Origin of the sequence: Affinirhizobium lemnae (assembly GCF_022968395.1) — a bacterium.
Classification (GTDB): domain Bacteria; phylum Pseudomonadota; class Alphaproteobacteria; order Rhizobiales; family Rhizobiaceae; genus Neorhizobium; species Neorhizobium lemnae.
The window spans coordinates 14234-29640 of sequence record NZ_JALJQZ010000045.1; the positions used below are offsets into that span (position 1 = coordinate 14234).

Consider the following 15407-nt stretch of genomic DNA (forward strand, 5'->3'; position numbering starts at 1 on the left):
AGGGTTCGTTATGACCGACACTATCGTACCACACGTACCAGTTCTCATCATCGGAGGCGGCCAAGCTGGTCTTTCTGTCAGTTGGTACCTGATGCAGGAAGAGATCGAGCACATCGTTCTCGAGCGCCACCGTAAGTTCGAAAGCTGGCGCAACAATCGCTGGGACAGTTTCTGTCTGGTCACACCAAACTGGCAGTGCCGATTGCCCGGCTGGCACTATAAAGGCGCGGATCCGGATGGTTTCATGCTCAGGCAAGAGATCGTAGACTATCTGGATGGCTTTGCAGAAAGCTTCAGCCCGCCTCTGCGCGAAGGCGTGGACGTCACGCATGTCTCGCCTCGCAACGGCGGCGGATACTGGATCGAGACTAGCTCTGGCAACTTGACAGCAGACCAGGTTGTGGTTGCGACAGGCGGCTACGACAATCCAATCGTGCCTTCCTACGCTGCAGATCTGGACGCTTCTATCCTACAGATGCACTCGCGGGATTACCGGCGCCCCTCGCAACTGCCAGATGGGGGAACATTGATTGTGGGCACAGGTCAATCTGGCGTGCAGATCATGGACGATTTCCATCTGGAGGGTCGTCTGGTGCATCTGGCAGTAGGGCCGGCTCCGCGCAGCCCGCGCAAATATCGTGGGCGCGACGCAACCGACTGGCTTTACGATGCAGGAACGTATGCCGTCACGATTGATACCCATCCCGATCCCATCAAAGCCTTGACCCAGACCAACCATTACATGTCCGGGCGCCATGGCGGGAAGGAGATCGATCTGCGCAAATATGCGCTAGAGGGCGTGCGGCTGTACGGATCTGTCGCGGGTGCCTCGGGCACAATGATGACGTTCCTGCCGGACCTCGAAAATAACCTCGATGACGCTGACCGGAGCTATCTGGGCATTCGCAAACAGATCGACGCCTGGATCGCCGCGCAGGCAATCGAGGTTCCAGAGGAACCGCCCTTTGAAAAGGTCTGGCGCCCCGCTCAAGAAATCACCGAAGTTGATCTGGCGGAGGCAGGCGTAACGTCGATCATCTGGGCGATCGGATTCCGGCCCGATTATTCCTGGCTGAAGGTCGATTGTCTCGACGAACGTGGCAAACCGCTTTTCAATCGCGGGGTCACTAAAGTGCCCGGCCTGTACTTCATCGGTCTTGGGTGGCTGAACACCTGGGGATCTGGACGCTTTCTGGGCATCGATGAGGACAGTCGCTATCTGTCCGAGCAGATCGTTGGCCATCAGAAGAACAAGCTGGCGGCATGAGCACCCTTACTCTCTCACGCTCTCAGACGTCCGGTCTTGAAGAAAGACATGTCCTCGGAATGGCGGAAATGGGCTATCGCGGCCTGTCGGAGCAATGGCTCAAGCGACGGGCCGGCGATTTGCACTGGCAGCTTATCGCACGAGCTATGGGGCAGCGGGAGGCTGTCTTTACCTGCTCAGATGGCGAGCCGCTTTATGCAGCTTTCTGCGCAACCAGCGTCAAACTCGCAAGGCCCGAGCTACCTCGTCTCGGCGGGCAGTTGACCCTATCTGCAGACCTCTACCGCGTCGGTCATGGGCGCTTATCGTCCCTTCTCACAATCAGCGCAGATGGCGTCGAGGTAGGGCGGATGGTTTTAGTCTCAACGTTCGTAGGGCGCACAGAACCGGGCGTCAATCGCTCGGTCGTCCGCCGGAGCCCACGAGCGCTGGCGATGCCGCCAGAGGCCCCTCTCGCAATTCGCCGCGTTGCTGAGTATTTGTCAGTCGTAGCGCGCGACATCCGTAACCAAGCCTTCATGCGTGCCAGCCTTCCGGAAAGGCAGCGTGTTCTCCCGTGCCCGGCGACGGATTTCAATGCTGCCGGCCTTCTCTATTTCCCAAGCTACAGCGCTCTGGCAGATCGCGCGTTGTTTCAGGCAGGCGAGACGCAGATCGGAATGGTTTCATCCCGACATGTAATCTATCTTGGCAATGTGGAGCCGGGAGAGTGGACAGATATTAGTTTTCGAAGGCTACCGTTGGGTCATGATGTCGCTCTGTTCGGCGCGGACGAAAGACCACTCGCTCTGATGCGGGTCCGTTTTCGTAAGAACAGATAGATCGCCCTTTCCCTCAATGGCCGGGTAGCAAGCGGGCAACATCTCGCCTTGAACGGAATCGAACCGTCGTCTAACTCGTCATGAGACAATGAAACCAGGCGCTCAGCCGGCGTGTTCCCGTATGGCCACGTACTAAACTTGCCTTGCTGTGTGCCTGTCCGATCGCTACAGTTGTGGCGCTTCAAATCAAAGAGGACAAGATGGCAACTGGTACTGTAAAGTTTTTTGCTCAGGACAAAGGTTTTGGCTTCATCACTCCGGACAATGGTGGACCGGATGTGTTCGTGCATATCTCGGCTGTCGGCTTCGGGGCTTCCCTGACCGATGGCCAGAAAGTGAGCTACGACGTGGGCCAAGACCGGAAGACAGGCAAGTCCAAGGCTGAGAACGTGAGCGTCCTCTGAGATGAAATCCCGATCTCGTCGAAAAGACGAGATCGGGGCTGATGGGATTGCTCTCGCTGTTGATGGAATTGCCAAGGGCGCCCTGCATCGCTCGTTCTCGGCATCTGTGAGCAAACCAAACGACACATGCCTTCTAGCGAAAATCCGTAATATAGCCCTGACCAGAGTGAGCGGTCGCAGTCACGATTAAGGTCGTGTTGCTGTCAGTGGTGTCGTAGCCCATCTTACCCGTCCAAGCCGCTCCTCCGATCTCGCTGACGATGAGTACACCCGCCGCATGATCCCAGGGCTTCGGAGCCGGCGCGGCGATCAGATCCGCATGGCCGAAGGCCAGGGTTCGGTATTCGTGACAGGAACATCGCAGGTTCGTCACACGGCCCCAACGGGGGAAGACGCTAGCGATCCTGCTCCGCTCTTCCGGCGGATAGAGAAACAGTGGCACAAAGGCGTGCGCCTCGCTCTTCGGTCGGCGCGGAGGTCCGTGCAGCCGGATCGGTGTCTGGTCTGGTCGACAATACAGGGCACCATGGCCGCGCGACGCCATGATCCAATCATCCATGACCGGATCATAGAGCAGGCCGAATATGGTCTCGCCGTCCTCGACCACAGCCAAAATGACGCCGAAGGTTGCAAGGCCCGCGACGAAATTCCACGTTCCATCAATAGGATCGACAAGGACCGTGCGGCCTGCGTATTTGAGCCGATCAAGAAGCGCAGGATTTTCCGCGACCGCCTCCTCACCGACAATGCCAGCATCCGGCAGGAGCCTGCGGATTTCTGCGGACATCACCCTTTCAGCCGCCTTATCGGCAATCGTCACCAGGTCGCTCGGCGACGCCTTAGTGCTGACGTCTGCAGGCGACAATCTGCGGAACCGCGGCAGGATTTCGCTCCTGGCTGCGGCACGCACGATGGCAATCAAGCCATCACGTTCACACTCCGTTACGGTCATTTGTCAGCCCAGAAGTTTGAGGGGTTCGAAATGATGCATTGTATCGAATGCACAAAACTCCACGGGGCCCAGGGTAATTTCACCGAACAGGGGACGAAAGCGTTCGGTCTGATCGGCGCTGTAGGCCACGATAGCGCGGGCCAATGGCTCAGAAACCCAATCGATCAGATAGGCGAGCGAGATGTGGAAGACATATGCGTCGAAATCGGCCTGCGGCATCCGGGTTGCATCGCGCAGCGTGCGGCGCGCGGCGCGCAATCCCTCTTCTTGCTCCGGCGTAGCGCCCGCAACAGTCAGGCTGTGAGCGGCAAACAGGTCTAGGAAACGGATTGTGCGGCTCGGAGGCAGGTCGACATTGCGGATGCGCTCCATGATTTCCGCAGAGGCCGCGTCACGCGCAAGCGGCCAGTCGAGGCCATCCGGCCACCCGGCGCCTGGCTTCGTGGCGGGCGATGCGCCCTGGAAGACCGTCATGTGGAAACTGCTCGGCGGCAAGAAGGTGAAGAAGCGGCTGAACTCGCTTCGCTTAATTTCCTCCTGCAGTACACGAATGGCCTCGAAAGCCACCGAATTTCGGTCGATGTGGCAGATGAAGGTATTACCCGGCCAGTGCTGGACGCTGCCGTCGGAATGAAACTTTCCGCCGCCGCCGGGCAGGGAAATGCCGCCGGGGCGCTGTGCAGGCGACAGCCTGCCGGTCAGGTAGTCAATGGCGTCGGGACGCGAAGGAGTCATGATGCTGCTTTCAACTGTTGGCCCGAAGGCCGGTTTCGGTATCAAAGAGGTGGATCTGTTCAGTGGGAAAGTGGAAACGGATCTCGTCGAATGCACCGATTTCCGTGCCAAATGGCGAAGCGATCAGGATGGTCTGGCCGCCGCCCAATTGCACCAGCAGGGAGCAATGGGATCCCAGATCCTCGCGGTAAAGCACCTTTGCCAGAAGCGTGCCGGCACCCGTCACGATCTTCTCCGGACGAATGCCGAGTGTGACGCCGCCTGTGTGGCCATGGTCCGCCAGGATCGTCCCATCGGGGAGGCGAAGGGCGCTACCGTCTCCCGTCACCGTAATCAGGTTCATCGGAGGGGCTCCAATAAAACTTGCCACGAAGGTCGACGCAGGGCGGTGATAGAGATCATGAGGGCTGGCGAATTGCTCGATCCGGCCCGCGTTCAGCAGCATCACCCGACCGGCCAGTGTCATCGCCTCGATCTGGTCGTGCGTGACGAAAACGCTCGTCGCGCCGATGCGGCGGTGCAACTGGCTGAGTTCCATGCGCATGCCATGGCGGAGCTTCGCATCCAGATTGGACAGAGGTTCATCGAACAGCAGAACCTTCGGTTCGCGCACGATCGCACGGGCGATGGCCACGCGCTGGCGCTGGCCGCCGGAGAGCGCCGAGGGGCGGCGATCGAGATAATCACCGAGCTCCACCACACGCGCTGCTTCTGCAATCCGGCGATGGCGTTCTTCCTTCGGCACGCCTGCCACCTTCAGCGCATAGCCAATGTTCTCGCGCACCGACATATGCGGATAAAGCGCATAGTTCTGAAAGACCATGGCGCAGCCGCGGTCCTTCGGTGCCTTGTTCTGCACTTCCGTGCCGCCAATCAGGATGCGGCCGCTGGTGATGCGTTCGAGCCCTGCAATCATGCTCAGCATGGTGGATTTGCCACATCCGGACGGCCCGAGGATGGCGATGAATTCGCCGTCCTCGAAGGCTGCCGACAGCCCGTGAATGACGGTCTTGCCGTCAAAGGCCTTGCTGACATGATCGAGTTCGATCGTGTTGCCCATAATGGTTATTTCTCCGAAAGATTGAGGCCCTTGACGATGCGCCCCTGCATGACGGCGATCAGGACAACGGGCAGGAAGGAGACAAACAGCGCACCGGCCATTAGCATCGGCACTTCGGGGATCCGGTCGGGCTCGCTCGTGGCCAGGCGGGAGAGACCGACGATTGCGGGCTGCATTTCGCTGGATGTGGCCGACACAAGCGGCCAGAGATAGCTTGTCCAGCCGCCGACGAACCAGAAGATGAAGGTTGCGATCAGCGGCGTTTTCGACAGCGGCAGCAGGATATCGATGAGGAACCGAAGCGGTCCGGCACCATCCATAGCGGCAGCGCGCGGCAGGCTCAAGAAAAACTGCCGGTAGATGAAGACCGAGGTGGAAGACGTCGCAATCGGCGCGGCGATGCCGAGATAGGTGTCGAGCAGGTTCCATTCGAGATGCGGCGCGGCGGTCGGCGTGGCGCTGGCATACCAGCCGAGTTCGATCAGCCAGTTCAACGGCATCGCGACATTGGCGACCACCTGATAGGTGGTGACGACGATGAGATCGAGCGGCAGCATCACGGTCGCGATCGTCAGCGCGAAGATCAACTTGCTCCAGCGCGACTCGAAAAAGACCAAGGCGAAGGTGGCCAAGAATGCGAAGGTACACTTGATTGCGGCAGAACTGGTCGCAACGATGATGGAATTCAGCACCTGCCGCGGCAGGTTGGTCTCCGTGGCGATCTGAACGATGTTTCCGATGAAATGCTGTCCGGGCAGAAGGCTTATACCCCCAGCGGCGACGAACTCGTCATAGGATTGCGTCGCGACGATCAGAGCGATGACCAGCGGAGACAGTATAAAGGTCATCCCGACGATCAGAACTGTTGCTGCGGTGCGGTCTATGCCGCGTGTTGTTTCGATCATCGGAGGCTCACCTTTCGTACTTCACCCGCTTTTCGAGGCGGAACTGCACCAGCACCATGGCGATCACGAAAAGCATCAGCAGCACGGTCTGAGTCGCTGCCCCTGACAGGTCATAGGAATGAAAGCCATCGGTATAGATCTTGTAGATCAGCAATGTCGTTGAATCGCCCGGCCCCCCGTTGGTCATCGTGTCGATGAGGCCGAAGGGGTCGACTGCGGTCTGAACGAACTCCAGCACGAAAGTCAAAAAAAGCTGCGGTGTCAAAAGCGGAAGCTGAATGTCTCGCACCCGTCGCCAGGCGCTGGCGCCATCCATGGCGGCTGCCTTGATCAGCGTGTCTGGGATCGTCTGCAGGCCGGACAGAAGAATGATGAAGTTGAAGGGGATGCCTGTCCAAACCTGGGCGATCACGACGGTTGCAAAGGCATCCGCCCCGTCGATGCGCGGGTTCCACAATCCCGGGAAGACCTCGTTCAGCGGTGCAAACAGACCAAGAAACGGATTAAAAATGAAGGTGAAGACAATGCCGATCGAGGCACCGGCAATTGCTTTCGGCCAGATCAGCACATTGCGGGCAATCCGGCTGGTCCGGATGCCGCGATCTGCGGCAAGCGCAAGTAGCAACGCCAGCAGGATGCCGAAACTCGCTGCCAGCATCATGAACAGGAAGGTGCGCCAGAGGGATGACCAGAAACCTGCGTCCAAGAGGACCCGGGCAAAGTTCTCCAGCCCGACAAACTGCGAGCCGCCGCCGAAAGGCTTCTCCAGAAAGAACGACCAATAGAAGGCCAGCCCGACCGGAAGATAGAAGAAGGTGAAGATGAGGATGAGAATGGGCGCCACCAGCGCCGCATAGAGCCACCCTCCGGAATAAAATGTCTGTCGCATCCGAGTATCCAGTGCAAGGATGAGAGTCGGGGTAGCCCGGCTCCCGTGTCACAGGCTTTTCTGCATTCACTGTAGGGCGGCGCCGCTATAGGTCTTCTCGAAGCGGCGAAGCAGGTCGTTGCCCTGCTGGGCGGCATCGTCGAGCGCCTGCTGCATCATCTTCTCGCCGTTGAAGGCCTTTTGCGTTTCCTTCATGAAGACATCGCGGAACTGCACATAGAAGCCGAGCCGGACGCCGCGGCTGTCTTCGGTCGCAGGCTCATCGAGCGAGGTAACGCCGAGTTCAGCGGTTGCGAATTGCGGGTCGCCGGACTTGCCGGAGGCCTTCAACGCCACCATCGCCGTCCCTGTCATCGGCAGGTAACCCGTCTTGCCGGCGAACTCGATCTGCTGGTCATCGCGCCGCAGGAAATCGAGGAAAGCTTTCCCAGCAGCCAGTTCGGCAGGGCTATGCCCCTTCATGATCCAGATGGAGGCGCCGCCGATCAGCGTGTTGTGCCGGGTCTTGCCCTCATACATCGGCGCCAAGCCAATCACCACCTTGTCGCCGAGCGCCTTGTAGGCGGCGCCGTATCCGCCGGTCGACCCTTCGATCATGGCACATTCGCCGGTATTGAAGGCGGCATCGTATTTGCCTGTCTTGGTGTCCTGCTGCAGCCGAATAAGCCCGGCATCACGCCAAGCCTTCAGGTTCTGCATGTGATCGGCAACGATGCCCTTGTTGAACGAGTAGACGGCGTCCAACCCATCATAGCCATTATGCTTGGTCGCAATCGCCGCGCCATGCCGGGCAGCAAATTGTTCGAGCACGCGCCAAGGATGGCCATCGGTGGCAAAGGGGCAATCGATACCGGCGTCCTTCAGTTTTCGGGCATCGTCAATCAGAGCTTCATACGTGGCTGGCAGGCTGGTGATGCCGACCTTCGCCAGCATTTCGCGGTTGCCGTAGAGGATCAGGGTGGAGCCGTTATAGGGTTGCGACAGGAGCTCGCCCTTTGCCGTCTCGTAGAAGGAGCGGGCACCACCCAGATAATCCTTCCAGTTCACGTCAGGCAGCGCAGTGCTGACCGGCTCCACCGCGCCGGAGAGCATCAGATCCAACGTCCCGGCATCAAAAAACTGCATCAACACCGGTGCCTTCTTGGCCCGATAGGCGGCGATCGCCTTCTGCATGGCAACTTCGTAGCTGCCTTGTCCAACGCAGGTCACCTTGTGCTGGCTCTGGGAAGCATTGAAGGCCACGCAGGAGTCCTGGATGGATTTTTCGATGACGCCAGTATTGCCGTACCAGAATTCGATATCCGCTGCCTTTGCCGCGGTTGCAGCGCTCGCCACGGCGAGTGCCGATGCAATCAAGAACGTCAGCTTCATGGGTGCCTCACAGGGTTAGGATCCGGTCATGTCAATTTGTTACACTTTATGTGTGACATATTTATAAACCTTCTAATCAGATCGTTTGGGCCATCAAACGCTTGATTTCACGAGCGTTCGCCGACAAGGTGCCGCCAAGGGGCGACCACCTTCGTCCGCCACGCCGACAAAGATGACCATGCTGAACTACGATCCTCATCGCCTCATCGATGATCGCTTCCGCCGCGAAGGCCCTGGAACACCCGTCGTGTCGCGCAACGAGCGCACCATCCTGTCAATGCTCTGGGATCGCCGGGAACTCACGCGTTCGGCACTTGGTGCGCAACTCGACCTGACGCAGCAATCCGTCCATCGCATCATCAGTCAGCTCGAGGAGCGGGGCCTGATCCGGCTCGGACCCCTGGAGCCGCCAAGCTACAAGGGCAAGCCGAGCCCGCGCCTTCTGCTCAATGGGGGCTTCGGCTGTACGATAGGGATCGCCGTTAACACCGACAGCGCGGGCATCTGCGTTATGGACTTTGCCGGCACCTTCCGGACCGCCTCGCTTTCGATCGACAAGATGCCGGTTGAGGCGGCTCTGTCTGCCATCGAAGCGGCCATACCTCCGCTATTGGAAGCCATGCATGCCAGGTGGGACGATGTCTTCGCCATCGGCTTTGCGATTGCCGGCTTTCTTGTAGAGGGGACGCGCTACAATCCACCGGAGCCGCTCGTCGAGTGGTCAACGCTGCAGCTCGGACCCTATCTTGCCGACTATTTCCAGCGGCCTATCTGGACGGAGAACGGCGCGAACATGAGCACCCTGTGTGAGCGCATGCTGGGCGTCGGCCGCGAGGTCAGCAATTTCGCCTATCTATCATTCAACTACGGGTTTGGTGGCGGCATCGTGCTCAACGGCAACCTGGTCCGGGGTGGCTTCGGCAATGCCGGCGAGTTCAGCGGCGTCTTCCACGAGGGGGAGTGGGAGAACCGCCCGACCCTTGCGGCGCTCCTGCGGATGGTGGCGCGCCATGGTGTCCAGGTTTCCACGATTGCGGACCTATCCCGCCGCTTCGATCCGGATTGGTCAGGCGTAAGTGAGTGGCTCGACCTGGTCGCACCTCACCACACCCGGATCATCAACATGCTCGCGGCGGTCATCGATCCCGAAGTGGTGGTGCTCGGAGGCCAGATCCCGACATGGCTAGCCGAGCAGCTGATCGCCAGGACCACATTCTACAGCAAGCCGCGCCATGGCATCTCCCGCCGCATGCCGCGGCTGGAGCCCTCGCAGATCAAAGGGGAAACCTCAGCGATCGGCGCAGCAAGTCTGCCATTGAAGGAAAGCTTTTTCTGACCGGAGCCGTTGGATGATGACGACGAACTTAGCGGATTTTTTATAAAATTCGCGCGAAGCCAGTTCAATCTTCAGCCATTGGCTAAGTTCGTTGGGTATGGGCTCTTGAAGGGATGCGAACCGCCGGCCCATTCGTCGAAGGACAATGAGCTGGATGTCTGAGACCCTTCAACTGCTTAAGACACCTGCTCCGCGGCTCTCTGTAGTAAGCCAGCCCGACTTGATATAACCTTGCAAATGGCCCCCAGGATGGGGTGCTTGATCCCCTCTTCGGCCAGTTCTGCAACAAGGGCATCGGCCTCGCTCACAATCCTTTCCGCCGTTTGGGCAAGATCGCGAACAAGGATGCGCTGGGAAGATTTAGCGTCGGGCACCAACGCCTTCCAATGCTTCAGGTGGATGGTGTCGGGCACATCGCGGCCGCCAATCTTCATGGCGAGCCTCTTTGACAAGCGAGGATAAACGGCCGTGCAAACGACATCATAGATCGGTGCCAGATCCGGTTCATCGGAGCCGTAAAGCAGGGCGTAGTTCTTGCCATGGGCATCGGCATTGCCGACGAGATAGTGGAAGATCAACATGCGGATGAACTGCAACCGATCCGCGGCAGGTCTCGCACAGGCTCGGTCGATCAGCCCGAGAGATCGTGCAGTTCCCGGTCCGCCCTCAGCCTCATACTTCAGCTCCGGCGGTACGCTAAGGGCCTGGCAAAAGTCTTCTTGGTGTAGGCGCTCAATGATTCCGTCTGCAGCTTTCGTCCGATCATAACGCTCAACCAGGAGAAAGGCAGTCGCCCCGCCCAGGCGTATCTCGACATGGGGTACCGGCAGCTTGAGGCGGGCAGCCAGCCGCATACAAAAATACTCGTTCTCCACCGTGCCTTCCAACGCCTGGATGACCGGTTTCAAGATATGGGTCGTTGGTCGGCCGTCTCTTGCCAAGGCAATGGAATCTCCATCTACAATGACCGCCAGTTTATCCTGCGCGCCGGCGAGTGATAGGCGAATGCCCTCATCTCCGCCAAGCAACGGCCGGGTCCGCAGTCTGCTGAGAATTTCATCCAGACGTTCCGGCGTGAGAATTTCGCCCTGGGACTGGCCTGGAGGTTCGGGCGCCGTGCCTGTGGGATAGAGTGATAGGGCACCTGCACATTCGCCCCCGATAACTTCCAGTAGCCCGAAGGCGTTGCCTGCCGAAAGGCCGAGCGCGCCAGCGAGGCGTTGCCGCGCGCCTTCGTCAGGCAAGAGCCCAGAGAAAAACGGGCGCACCACCTGATCACCAAAGGGTTCTTCTTGCAGGGGCATCGAGAACGAGATCGCTCGCGATCGGTGGTCCAGGAGATACGTGCCATCATAGGCAAAGGTCAGTAGGCCGTCGTCAAGCCGGCCGAGCACGCCCGCCTTGGTGTCGCGAAAATAGACGTCCAAGAGGCGAGTCATGATCGCGGGTCCTGGCGACGACCGACCGAAACAACGAGGCCCAAACCAGCCAGGACTTGCATCGCACGGCCAATCTGGCAGCTCTCTTTGCCGGCCTCGAGTTCACGCAGAAACCGTACGCCTACACCAATCACCCCGGCGAGTTGCTCTTGGGTCAAGCCTTGCTGTTTGCGCTCCTGACGGATCAGCATGCCGAGGCTCTTTGTATCTTTGATCTTTTCCATAATCACCCCTATCGGGATGATTATATCATCAGATGGTGCAAAAGGAAGATAAAAGAACCGATCGGGATGATTCTTGGATTATTGGCGCCAACTGACCGAAATAGACCCGATCGGGATGAAAATACAATGCCAGACTTACCTTGGCGCTCACTGCTTGAAGCAGTTCTCACGGTGCCATCTCAGGAACTGGGGATGTGGCCGCTCGAAGACCCTGCTAGGCACGATCGCCTTTCCAGTCTTGTTGAGGAGTCCTCGAATGCTATCAGGATCATTCGCCTGACGCGATATCAGGATATCAAGGTCGTCCGAAAGGCCAATCAGACCGCGATCAAACATCCAGTGTGCGGTACCCGAAAGAGCAATTCCGTTGGAAAGAATGTCAGGCCCGCTCGCTTCCACTGGCCGGATATGTGCGGCGTCGACCTCCGCCCGGCCACCACCGTTGATGAGCTTCAATCCCGTGATGGCGCATCGTTTGTCATAGGCGTGAAGAACGAGCCGGCGAAACAGCCGATTTCGAACAATCCGCGACGAGAGTTGCATAACCCGGTCGCGCTCCTGCTCGAACATGAACGGCGCTTGAGCTTCATCTGCAAATCCATCGACCGCATGCGTCACCCCCGGCTCATCCAGCCGAGGCAGTTCAGGCTCATGCTCGTCTATTCCAATCGATACGATGCGGTTGAAATCTGCTGAGGACATCGGCCGGACCGCAGCCTGTGCCCTGCCGGAAATACGGCCCTCTTCATTCAGCACGCCCCGCTCTATGACACCGTCTGGTCCACTGAACGGAACGGGATTGATGAAGTCGAGATAGCTGCCGTGTTCGATCAGCGCCAGATACATGCCGGGCGCCTTCGGATCAGGAATAACCCGTTCAACCTTGGCAACAGCAAAATAGCCGCGGGTCGCGGCGACCTTCCGAGGCTCATAGTAGACGATCCAGTCACCCACACACGCCTGGACACGACCGAGATACTGGCCCGGGAACTGGTATTGTTCAGCCGGGCTATCGTCGTAGATCGAATCTGACCGGTGAATGAAGACCCCGAATCCCATCTGCAACCTTTAGCATGAGGCTCTTGATGCTTCATTTGACATCTGGGGACCTCAGCCTTGCCCCAAATGCTCGCCGCTGCGGCAATACCATTTGTTAAATGTCCACTCCTATTCCCGCCCGCCCTCGACAACGGTATCGAGAGAAACGGAATAAGAGTATGGCAACACACGATCTTTCAATTCATCACTTTCAACGAAAAATCTTGGATTTCTGCGAGGTACGCATCGCGCCAATCGCCTCACAGCGAGTTCTGGACAGCATTCGGCCCTATCTCATAGGTCTTGTCATCCACCGCCGGTCACCACCGATCGTTAGTGGCCGTATGGATTGGACGGCCATTGGCGAGGCATGCGGGATCGAAAACCAAATGACAGCCGATTTGAAGAAGGCACTCCGTCCGGGACTGGACGCGATTATCCGCTGGCTCGGAGAACCGCCTGCCGCCGATGACATCCAGTCGATGAAAACACGCACGAAATCGCGCAATACCGTTCAGCGCGAGGTGAAAACTGCGACGCGTTCCAGACCGCGACAGATCCTCTCCGACAAGACCCCGGCTACCTCGTCGTCAGTGCCGAGGGGACCACAACCGAAACCAATCAGCCCATTCCCTGAGCCATTGTTTGAGGCGACCGATGATCCGGCGAGCTCTAGCGATGCGCTCGTTTATCACATGCGCCGGTTCGGCGAGAGCTACTGGCAGCTTTACCGCGCCGTCGTTGGCCTGGGCGAGACGTTCGATGACAAGACCCTGCTATCATGGGTTCAGGGCGAGCGCGTGCCGCGATCTCTGACGAGCTTCGAAATCCTGTCCCGTATCGAGCGGCGCTACTGACTGGGACAGGGCTATTTCAAGGCCAAGTTGCCCAACCAATCACGCTCCCTCTACGGCCATGACATGGGCGACATCAGCGCTGCGGCGCGGCGCCGCCTCGCCTGGCATCTCCCGGACAATTTCAGCAGCTTGCCGTTCTCCAAGCGGGAGGAAATCATCGAATGGGTGCGCGGGGTCATCATCTCGGGCTCAACCGACTATCGTCGCTACCAGGCGGCGGCAACCAAACAGCGTTATGCAATACGATTTCCGGGGATCACCTAGGGCGGAGGCACCCTGTCTCCACGACCACAAATGAACCCGGACAGCGCGAGCCACAATCCCGAGGCCTTTGAAGATCCTGATCTCCTGTCCGGCGTCGTCGATGCGCCGCTGCGGTTGGCTATGGAGATGGCCGATCTGATCCGCTTCAAGACATCGACGCTAACCGCAATCGGCTTCCAACGAAATGGAGTCTGGGGTGAGGAAACCGCATCCCAGAAGGTTGAGCATCTCGGCCTCATGTTCGGTGCACTCGCTGCCTCACCCGCCAGCGTCGTCAAGGGGCGCGGTGTGCCGCTCAGCCAACTAACCTTTGGCCTGTTGATCTTCCCGGGCGTCTGGGACTGGTACCTCCAACGGCGGGAGCAGCGCCGCGGCTTCTACATCAAATGGGAAGAAGACATGCTGATGGTGGCGCAAGCTCTCACGCGGGCGGAGGTGGGCTGGATCCGCCAACATCCGGAGTTCCTGAAGAAGGTTCAGCCAATCGAAGGGCTGATCGCGCAAGAGGAAATAGAATTCGCAGCGCGCGACTGGCACGGCGCCTGCGACGCATTCCACCGGCATGCTGCCAATCGCTCGAAGGAAATCCAGCGTGTCATGCGCGTGCACCGCGATCCGTTCGAGCCGATCATGGTGGTCCTTGAAGCAGACAGCCCACTGTTGGAATATCGCAAGATCACACATGAGATCCTGAAGCGTATGCCGGATGAAAACCGCTATCCTCGGGCAGCAGCCGAAGCGCTCCGCTCTTTCCTTTTGCTGCGCATCGGCCTGCATCTGGGACTTCGGCAAAAGAACCTTCGCCAGCTTCGCTTGTGCCCACGCGGACATTTCCCAACTTCGGAGCGACGACTGGAAGACATGAAATGCGGCGAGTTGCGCTGGAGCGACCGCGAAAACGGGTGGGAGGTCGTCATCCCATCCATCGCCTTCAAGAACTCAGGCTCATCATTCTTCGAACAAAAGCCGTTTCGCCTGATCCTGCCGGATTTGCTCGACCTCTACAAATACCTTGGGGCCTATATCGATCGCCATCGCGGTGTGCTGCTCGGTTCAGCGAAAGATCCCAGTACACTGTTCGCCAAGACGGTGAAGACGACCAGTCTGGACGCGGCATACGATTCCACCAAATTCTATGAAGCCTGGCGGACTGTGATCCAGCGCTATGGAATCTACAATCCCTACACCGGCCGCCGCGCCATAAAAGGACTGCTCCCGCACGGGCCTCATAATCTCAGGGATCTTCTGGCAACGCATATCCTCAAGCAAACCGGGTCATACGAGCAGGCGAGTTATGCAATCCAGGACACACCGGATGTCGTTCAGCAGCACTACGGCCGCTTCCTGCCGCAGGACAAGGCGGCACTTGCGGCGAAAATCCTCAATCAGGTTTGGGAGGCCGCATAGCCACTCGGATCAATAGCTGATCCACATCGCCCATGCAGATGCAAACCAAGCCCCGCATCCGTATGGGCCCTGCCGGTCGTCTCCGCCTTGAACGGATACGAACTCGCAACCAGCGCATTTGAGAGCAGATAACGCTTATTATCCATAGCGATGTCCGTTCTCATAGGTAGGGTCTGGAGTACCAGCGCGTCCGCGCTCGCCCCGGACATGACAACTGCCTGGCTGGTTCAACTGCCATGCCTCCATAGACAGCTCCGCCACAGCAAAGTCTGGTTCCATCCGTTCGGTGTCGAAAAGCTCATCTAACTGCATCGGGCGGATGAGCCTTCAGCACTCAGTTATGTGTATTGTGGCCTAGTTTTTTAGTCCCGGCATTTTAAGGATTGAATTGATGATGAACCGATGCGGCTCCAAAGTCCCATTGTTTACAGCTCCAAA

General features: G+C 58.6%; 13 protein-coding genes and 1 pseudogene. 5 read left to right on the forward strand and 9 right to left on the reverse strand.

The genetic code is table 11. The features are described 5' to 3' along the window. Window positions 1-10 precede the first annotated feature (10 nt). The 3 genes from MUU53_RS19305 (at window position 11) to MUU53_RS19315 (ending at window position 2492) form a co-directional block, all read left to right on the forward strand. Window positions 11-1267 carry an MSMEG_0569 family flavin-dependent oxidoreductase gene (locus tag MUU53_RS19305; RefSeq protein ID WP_247262340.1) on the forward strand — a complete coding sequence of 419 codons (1257 nt, stop codon included), beginning with the start codon at window positions 11-13 and terminating at the stop codon, window positions 1265-1267. After that, entirely contained in the window at window positions 1264-2088 is an 825-nt protein-coding gene (locus MUU53_RS19310) for a Pnap_2097 family protein (RefSeq protein WP_247262341.1), read from the forward strand. Before MUU53_RS19305 ends, MUU53_RS19310 begins: the two co-directional genes overlap by 4 nt. Window positions 2089-2288: 200 nt before the next feature. Continuing rightward, complete coding sequence (locus MUU53_RS19315) at window positions 2289-2492, forward strand: cold-shock protein (RefSeq protein WP_148171087.1); 204 nt, start codon at window positions 2289-2291, stop codon at window positions 2490-2492. Between the two features lie 133 nt (window positions 2493-2625). Here the strand turns inward: MUU53_RS19315 and MUU53_RS19320 are convergent, their stop codons facing one another. The 6 genes from MUU53_RS19320 to MUU53_RS19345 form a co-directional block, all read right to left on the reverse strand. After that, window positions 2626-3444, reverse strand: coding sequence for an inositol monophosphatase family protein (locus MUU53_RS19320; protein WP_247262342.1), 819 nt, complete (start codon window positions 3442-3444; stop codon window positions 2626-2628). Between the two features lie 3 nt (window positions 3445-3447). Next, window positions 3448-4179: a DUF1868 domain-containing protein gene (locus MUU53_RS19325; protein WP_247262343.1), complete on the reverse strand. Its 732-nt coding sequence runs from the start codon at window positions 4177-4179 to the stop codon at window positions 3448-3450. 10 nt (window positions 4180-4189) lie between these two features. Next, the gene (locus tag MUU53_RS19330; RefSeq protein WP_247262344.1) at window positions 4190-5239 is read right to left on the reverse strand and encodes an ABC transporter ATP-binding protein; all 1050 of its coding nucleotides are present in this window, start codon (window positions 5237-5239) and stop codon (window positions 4190-4192) included. A 5-nt stretch (window positions 5240-5244) separates the two neighbouring features. Next, window positions 5245-6144: a carbohydrate ABC transporter permease gene (locus tag MUU53_RS19335; protein ID WP_247262345.1), complete on the reverse strand. Its 900-nt coding sequence runs from the start codon at window positions 6142-6144 to the stop codon at window positions 5245-5247. Window positions 6145-6151: 7 nt separating this feature from the next. Beyond that, complete coding sequence (locus tag MUU53_RS19340; RefSeq protein WP_247262346.1) at window positions 6152-7033, reverse strand: carbohydrate ABC transporter permease; 882 nt, start codon at window positions 7031-7033, stop codon at window positions 6152-6154. Window positions 7034-7099: 66 nt separating this feature from the next. Beyond that, complete coding sequence (locus tag MUU53_RS19345; protein WP_247262347.1) at window positions 7100-8404, reverse strand: extracellular solute-binding protein; 1305 nt, start codon at window positions 8402-8404, stop codon at window positions 7100-7102. 172 nt (window positions 8405-8576) lie between these two features. On the opposite strand from MUU53_RS19345, the gene MUU53_RS19350 reads away from it, so the two are divergent. After that, window positions 8577-9740 (forward strand): ROK family transcriptional regulator, encoded by a 1164-nt coding sequence (locus MUU53_RS19350; protein ID WP_247262348.1) that lies wholly within the window; start codon window positions 8577-8579, stop codon window positions 9738-9740. Window positions 9741-9916: 176 nt separating this feature from the next. Here MUU53_RS19350 and MUU53_RS19355 read toward each other — a convergent pair whose 3' ends face one another. The 3 genes from MUU53_RS19355 to MUU53_RS19365 form a co-directional block, all read right to left on the reverse strand. Then, window positions 9917-11179, reverse strand: a complete 1263-nt coding sequence (locus MUU53_RS19355; protein WP_247262349.1) for a type II toxin-antitoxin system HipA family toxin — start codon at window positions 11177-11179, stop codon at window positions 9917-9919. Then, window positions 11176-11403, reverse strand: a complete 228-nt coding sequence (locus MUU53_RS19360; RefSeq protein WP_247262350.1) for a helix-turn-helix domain-containing protein — start codon at window positions 11401-11403, stop codon at window positions 11176-11178. The genes MUU53_RS19355 and MUU53_RS19360 overlap by 4 nt, the downstream gene beginning before the upstream one ends. 147 nt (window positions 11404-11550) lie before the next feature. Then, the gene (locus MUU53_RS19365; RefSeq protein WP_247262351.1) at window positions 11551-12462 is read right to left on the reverse strand and encodes an HNH endonuclease; all 912 of its coding nucleotides are present in this window, start codon (window positions 12460-12462) and stop codon (window positions 11551-11553) included. Window positions 12463-12620: 158 nt separating this feature from the next. Here MUU53_RS19365 and MUU53_RS19370 point away from each other — a divergent pair. Continuing rightward, window positions 12621-14969: pseudogene (locus MUU53_RS19370) on the forward strand (hypothetical protein). Window positions 14970-15407: the final 438 nt, after the last annotated feature.

Coding starts and splice junctions, on each gene's coding strand:
- MUU53_RS19305 (WP_247262340.1), top strand. CDS start 11: ATGACCGACACTATCGTACCACACGTACCAGTTCTCATCATCGGAGGC.
- MUU53_RS19310 (WP_247262341.1), top strand. CDS start 1,264: ATGAGCACCCTTACTCTCTCACGCTCTCAGACGTCCGGTCTTGAAGAA.
- MUU53_RS19315 (WP_148171087.1), top strand. CDS start 2,289: ATGGCAACTGGTACTGTAAAGTTTTTTGCTCAGGACAAAGGTTTTGGC.
- MUU53_RS19320 (WP_247262342.1), bottom strand. CDS start 3,444: ATGACCGTAACGGAGTGTGAACGTGATGGCTTGATTGCCATCGTGCGT.
- MUU53_RS19325 (WP_247262343.1), bottom strand. CDS start 4,179: ATGACTCCTTCGCGTCCCGACGCCATTGACTACCTGACCGGCAGGCTG.
- MUU53_RS19330 (WP_247262344.1), bottom strand. CDS start 5,239: ATGGGCAACACGATCGAACTCGATCATGTCAGCAAGGCCTTTGACGGC.
- MUU53_RS19335 (WP_247262345.1), bottom strand. CDS start 6,144: ATGATCGAAACAACACGCGGCATAGACCGCACCGCAGCAACAGTTCTG.
- MUU53_RS19340 (WP_247262346.1), bottom strand. CDS start 7,033: ATGCGACAGACATTTTATTCCGGAGGGTGGCTCTATGCGGCGCTGGTG.
- MUU53_RS19345 (WP_247262347.1), bottom strand. CDS start 8,404: ATGAAGCTGACGTTCTTGATTGCATCGGCACTCGCCGTGGCGAGCGCT.
- MUU53_RS19350 (WP_247262348.1), top strand. CDS start 8,577: ATGACCATGCTGAACTACGATCCTCATCGCCTCATCGATGATCGCTTC.
- MUU53_RS19355 (WP_247262349.1), bottom strand. CDS start 11,179: ATGACTCGCCTCTTGGACGTCTATTTTCGCGACACCAAGGCGGGCGTG.
- MUU53_RS19360 (WP_247262350.1), bottom strand. CDS start 11,403: ATGGAAAAGATCAAAGATACAAAGAGCCTCGGCATGCTGATCCGTCAG.
- MUU53_RS19365 (WP_247262351.1), bottom strand. CDS start 12,462: ATGGGATTCGGGGTCTTCATTCACCGGTCAGATTCGATCTACGACGAT.